The following is a 4522-nucleotide window of genomic DNA, read 5'->3' as shown; positions in this document are numbered from 1 at the left end:
GAGCCCGCCCCGCCGGCTCCGGGTGCGGGGGACTTCGTCGCCCTGCTCGAGCGGCGGGGTGTCGTCCTGCCCGAGGGCGTGGACCCGGTCGCCACGGCCACCGAGGCCTGCGGCCGGTTCGACGGCGGGCAGCAGATGGACGAGGTCTCCGGATGGCTGGGTGAGCGGGCCCGCCTCGACGCGGACGGCCAGGGCTTCTTCCTCGGCGCCGCGGTGGGGACCTACTGCCCGGAGAACTTCCCCAAGCTCGGCTGAGGCACGCCCGGCCGGGTCACGCCCGGCGGGGGAGTGCTCGGCGGGGGAGTGCTCTGCCGTGTCACGCCCCGCGCGGCCGGGTCACATCCGGCCGTACCGGGCCCGCCCGATCGAATAGAGGCCGTACAGGGCGATCCCCGCGCCGGTGAGCACCAGCAGAAGCTGACCGAAAGGTTGCTCGCCGACCGCCCGCAGGGCGGCGTCCAGCCCGCCGGCCTTCTCCGGATCCGCGGTCACGACGGCCGCGATCACCAGGCCCCCGAGGATCGCCAAGGCGATGCCCTTGGCGACATACCCCACCCGGCCCGTGATGATCATGGCCCGGCCGACCTCACCGGACCCGGTGCGTTCGAGGTCCTCGACGAACTTCGTGGTCGCCCCCTTGTAGACGTGGTAGCCGCCCACCGCGAGGATGGCGAGCCCGGCGACGACCAGGGCCATCTTCCCCACCCCGGAGCCGAGCAGCCCGGCCGTGGCGCCGGAGGCGGTCGCGGAATCGGACCCCCCGCCCCCGGAGGCGAACCGCGCGGTGGTCAGTCCCAGCACCACGTACACGGCCGCCCTGGCCGCGGCCTTGATCCGGTCAGAGGTCTCCTCGGACCCGAGGAACAACTCGGTGATCTGCCACAGACCCAGCGCGAGGAAGCCCACGGCGCCGACCCACAGCATGACCTGACCGCCCGGTGCGCTCGCGATCTCCGCCAGCGCACCCGAGTTGGACGCCTCGCCACCGCCCGACCCGAGAGCGATCCGGACGGCGATCCAGCCGATGAGCAGATGGAGCACGCCGTTCATGACGTATCCGGCGCGGGCCAGCCACTCGAGCGCGGGATGGTCGGCGGCGGAGCGCGCGGCGCCGGAGACGGTGGCAGAACGTATCGGGGAGTTCATGGGTGAACTCTCCCACGTCGCCGCGGATTCACCACTCGAACCCGGTCACCACTCGATCTCGCCGAGGACCTCGTTGCGACGGCGCAGTTCCGCCAGCCGCAGCTCGGCCGCGCGGTGCTCCTCCATCCGCATCCGCGCCTGTTCGGCCAGCGCGTCGGCCTCGACCTCGGCGAGCAGGAGCTGGAGCCGGTCCTTCTGCTCACGGAGCGTCTCCACCGAGGTGTCCATGGCGATGAGCTTGCGGGAACCGGCCACGGCGTGGAGGAAGGGGTTGCGCTCGAGGATCAGGCGCGCCTCTTCGGGGGCCAGCACCCTCGACAGTTTGAGCAGGACCGGATAGCCCTGCCCCTGCCCCTGCCGGTCGGTCTCGGGGTCGTGTCCGGGATCCAGTGCTGCGGCGACGACCTTGAGCGGCCGGGCCCGGGGCGAGGAACTCCGGAAGTCGAACTCGTCGGTGTCCATGTGGTCCGGCTCCTTCCCGGCGTCCTGCCCGGCAGTGGCTGCTTACCTGCCACCACCGTAGGCGTCCCGGCCGGGACGGCCGGGCGGTTCAGGGTTTTTGCGGTCCGAAGGGGCTCAGCAGCTGTAGCGGGGTGTGCGGGACGACCGCGTCCCGGCGGTGTGCCCGCCCGGCGCCGATACACTCGAGCTGTGACTACCGGCAATGAAGGCGCAACCGACCTCGACTACCTGCTCCGCCAGATGGCAGAGGGCATCGAGCAGGCTCCCGTGAACTTCCCGATCACCCTGGTGATCAACGGGAACACCTGGGAAGGGAACCTCACCACCGAGGGTGAGTTCATGCGGATCCAGGCGGCCACCTTCGACGCGCTGACGGGTGATGAGAAGTCCGAGGAGGTGGCTGATGCCCAGGCCAGTGCATTCCGGCAGATCGGCATCACCAAGTACGAGGAGGCTCTGGACGGGGAGGACAGGGTGGCCTCGTTCATCCACGTCACGGACGCCTGGCAGCGAGGAGCGAAGGGGCCGATCCCGGTCATGCGCGTCCGGATCTCGTCGGTGGACGCGTGGACCTTCGGCCACGCGAGTAGCTAGAAAGGCGCCGCCCGCCCGGCCATCGAGGTGATGACCGCGCGGGCGGCGCCCGGCACTACTACCGAAGTCGATGCCCGCCCCGGCCTGCGCGGGGGCAGGTCAGGGCGGGCATGAGGGTCAGCAGTCGTAGTAGAGCTCGAACTCGTGCGGGTGCGGACGGAGGTTCACCGGGGCGATCTCCTTCTCGCGCTTGTACGAGATCCAGTTCTCGATGAGGTCCTCGGTGAACACGCCACCCTCGGTGAGGTACTCGTGGTCCTGCTCGAGACGGTCGATGACGGCGGGCAGCGAGGTGGGCGCCTGCGGGATGTCGGCGGCCTCCTCCGGCGGGAGCTCGTAGAGGTCCTTGTCGACCGGGGCCATCGGCTCGATCTTGTTCTTCACACCGTCGATGCCGGCCATCATCATCGCGGCGAACGCGAAGTACGGGTTGCCGGACGAGTCGGGGCAGCGGAACTCGATGCGCTTGGCCTTGGGGTTGTTGCCGGTGATCGGGATCCGGACACACGCCGAGCGGTTGCGCTGCGAGTACACAAGGTTGATCGGGGCCTCGTAGCCCGGGACGAGCCGGTGGTACGAGTTGATCGTGGGGTTGGTGAACGCCAGCAGCGACGGCGCGTGGTGCAGGATGCCGCCGATGTAGTAGCGGGCGATGTCGGACAGCCCCGCGTAGCCGGACTCGTCGTGGAACAGCGGCTTGCCGTCCTTCCACAGCGACTGGTGGGCGTGCATGCCCGAGCCGTTGTCGCCGAAGAGGGGCTTGGGCATGAACGTGGCCGACTTGCCGTTCTTCCAGGCGGTGTTCTTGACGATGTACTTGAACAGCTGGACGTCGTCCGCGGCGTGCAGCAGGGTGTTGAACTTGTAGTTGATCTCCTGCTGGGCGCCGGCCACCTCGTGGTGCAGACGCTCGAGCTCGAAACCGGCGTTGGTGAGATTGGTCGACATCTCGTCGCGCAGGTCGACGAAGTGGTCGTACGGGGCGACCGGGAAGTACCCGCCCTTCTCGCGGACCTTGTAGCCGAGGTTGGCCGAACCGTCGGCCTCCTGGGAGGCACCGGTGTTCCAGTGGCCGGCGCTGGAGTCGACCTCATAGAAGCCGTGGTTCGTGCCGGAGCCGTAGCGGACGGAGTCGAAGACGAAGAACTCGGCCTCGGCCCCGAAGAAGCACGTGTCGGCGATGCCGGTGGAGAGCAGGTACTCCTCGGCCTTGCGGGCGACGTTGCGCGGGTCGCGGCTGTAGGCCTCACGGGTGAAGGGGTCGTGGACGAAGCAGCTGATGTTGAGCGTCTTGGCCCTGCGGAAGGGGTCGAGACGGGCCGTCGCGACATCCGGCAGGAGCATCATGTCGGACTCGTGGATCGACTGGAACCCCCGGATGGAGGAGCCGTCGAAGGCCAGGCCGTCCTCGAACATGTCCTCGTCGAACGCCGCTGCGGCGATCGTGAAGTGCTGCTCGTTACCCGGCAGGTCGGTGAACCGGATGTCGACGTACTCGACGCCCTCGTCCTTGACGTACTTGATGACCTCGTCCGGCGTGGAGAATGCCACGATTCGCTCCTCGTCTCTGAAGTGCGACGGGAAACCGGTGTCTCCCGTCGTGCGGTGACCTCACGATATGGGCGAGGTGTTGCCCGGCCGTCAAGCGAATGTTTCGCTGGTGTTACGTCACCGGCCGGGTGGGTCCCTCCCAATAGGGTCAGTTTAGTCACCCGAAGCGGGGTATCGCCGACATGGGGATCGGCAGGTCGCCCGGCTACCCTGGGCAGTATGCGTGACGTTGCGGGATCATGGTTGTCCGGCCCCACCTCCGGCAGTGGGCCGGAGCAGAAGTACAAGGGTGAGAATCTCGGTCTCCCGGCGTCCGGCGCGGGCTCGATCGCCCCGTTGGGCGTTCGTGTCGGCGCGCTGGCGGTGGACTGGTTCCTCGCCTACGGGCTGGTCGCCGTCATCGTGATGCTGCTCGGCCCGGAGACGCTGGGGGGCGACTCGTTCTCCGCCGTCTCCAGCTGGGCCGTGCCACTGCTGTGGGGCGTGAGCGGCGTGGTCTGCGTGTGGCTGTTCGCCCAGACGCCGGGGCAGGCGCTGGTCGGCATCGGCACGGCACGGGTCGACGCCGAGGAGCGGGTGGGTTTCGTCCGTGCGCTGGTGCGCGTGGTGTTCATCTTCTTCCTGCTGCCCCCGCTCATCCAGGACGAGGACGGACGCGGCATGCACGACCGCGCCACCGGCACCACTCTGATCCGTACCCGTTGATCCGTACCCGCTGACGAGACGACGCCCGCCGCCCGGGACGGGCGGCGGGCGTCGTGAGCCCGGT

The 4522-nt window shown here is 69.0% G+C and carries 6 protein-coding genes; 3 read left to right on the top strand and 3 right to left on the bottom strand.

Annotated elements, in window-relative coordinates:
- A partial coding sequence (locus tag G6023_RS14425) for a DUF732 domain-containing protein (protein WP_182636153.1) occupies nucleotides 1-255 on the top strand: 255 nt, incomplete at its 5' end.
- Between the two features lie 81 nt (nucleotides 256-336).
- Here G6023_RS14425 and G6023_RS14420 read toward each other — a convergent pair.
- Nucleotides 337-1146 (bottom strand): DUF1206 domain-containing protein, encoded by an 810-nt coding sequence (locus tag G6023_RS14420; RefSeq protein ID WP_119193042.1) that lies wholly within the window; start codon nucleotides 1144-1146, stop codon nucleotides 337-339.
- 45 nt (nucleotides 1147-1191) lie between these two features.
- Nucleotides 1192-1608, bottom strand: coding sequence for a hypothetical protein (locus G6023_RS14415; RefSeq protein WP_067714187.1), 417 nt, complete (start codon nucleotides 1606-1608; stop codon nucleotides 1192-1194).
- Nucleotides 1609-1797: 189 nt separating this feature from the next.
- On the opposite strand from G6023_RS14415, the gene G6023_RS14410 reads away from it, so the two are divergent.
- Nucleotides 1798-2202, top strand: coding sequence for a GvpU-like protein (locus tag G6023_RS14410; RefSeq protein WP_163376523.1), 405 nt, complete (start codon nucleotides 1798-1800; stop codon nucleotides 2200-2202).
- Nucleotides 2203-2319: 117 nt separating this feature from the next.
- Here the strand turns inward: G6023_RS14410 and glnA are convergent, their stop codons facing one another.
- The gene (gene glnA, locus G6023_RS14405; protein ID WP_067714185.1) at nucleotides 2320-3753 is read right to left on the bottom strand and encodes a type I glutamate--ammonia ligase; all 1434 of its coding nucleotides are present in this window, start codon (nucleotides 3751-3753) and stop codon (nucleotides 2320-2322) included.
- Nucleotides 3754-3972: 219 nt separating this feature from the next.
- Between glnA and G6023_RS14400 the strand changes: the two genes are divergently transcribed.
- Complete coding sequence (locus G6023_RS14400) at nucleotides 3973-4458, top strand: RDD family protein (RefSeq protein ID WP_069389424.1); 486 nt, start codon at nucleotides 3973-3975, stop codon at nucleotides 4456-4458.
- The last annotated feature ends 64 nt before the right edge of the window (nucleotides 4459-4522 follow it).

Origin of the sequence: Dietzia sp. DQ11-71 (assembly GCF_014144995.1) — a bacterium.
GTDB classification, from domain to species: Bacteria; Actinomycetota; Actinomycetes; order Mycobacteriales; family Mycobacteriaceae; genus Dietzia; species Dietzia kunjamensis.
The sequence above is the reverse complement of the archived record's forward strand: the minus strand, read 5'-3'. Positions and strand labels throughout refer to the sequence as shown.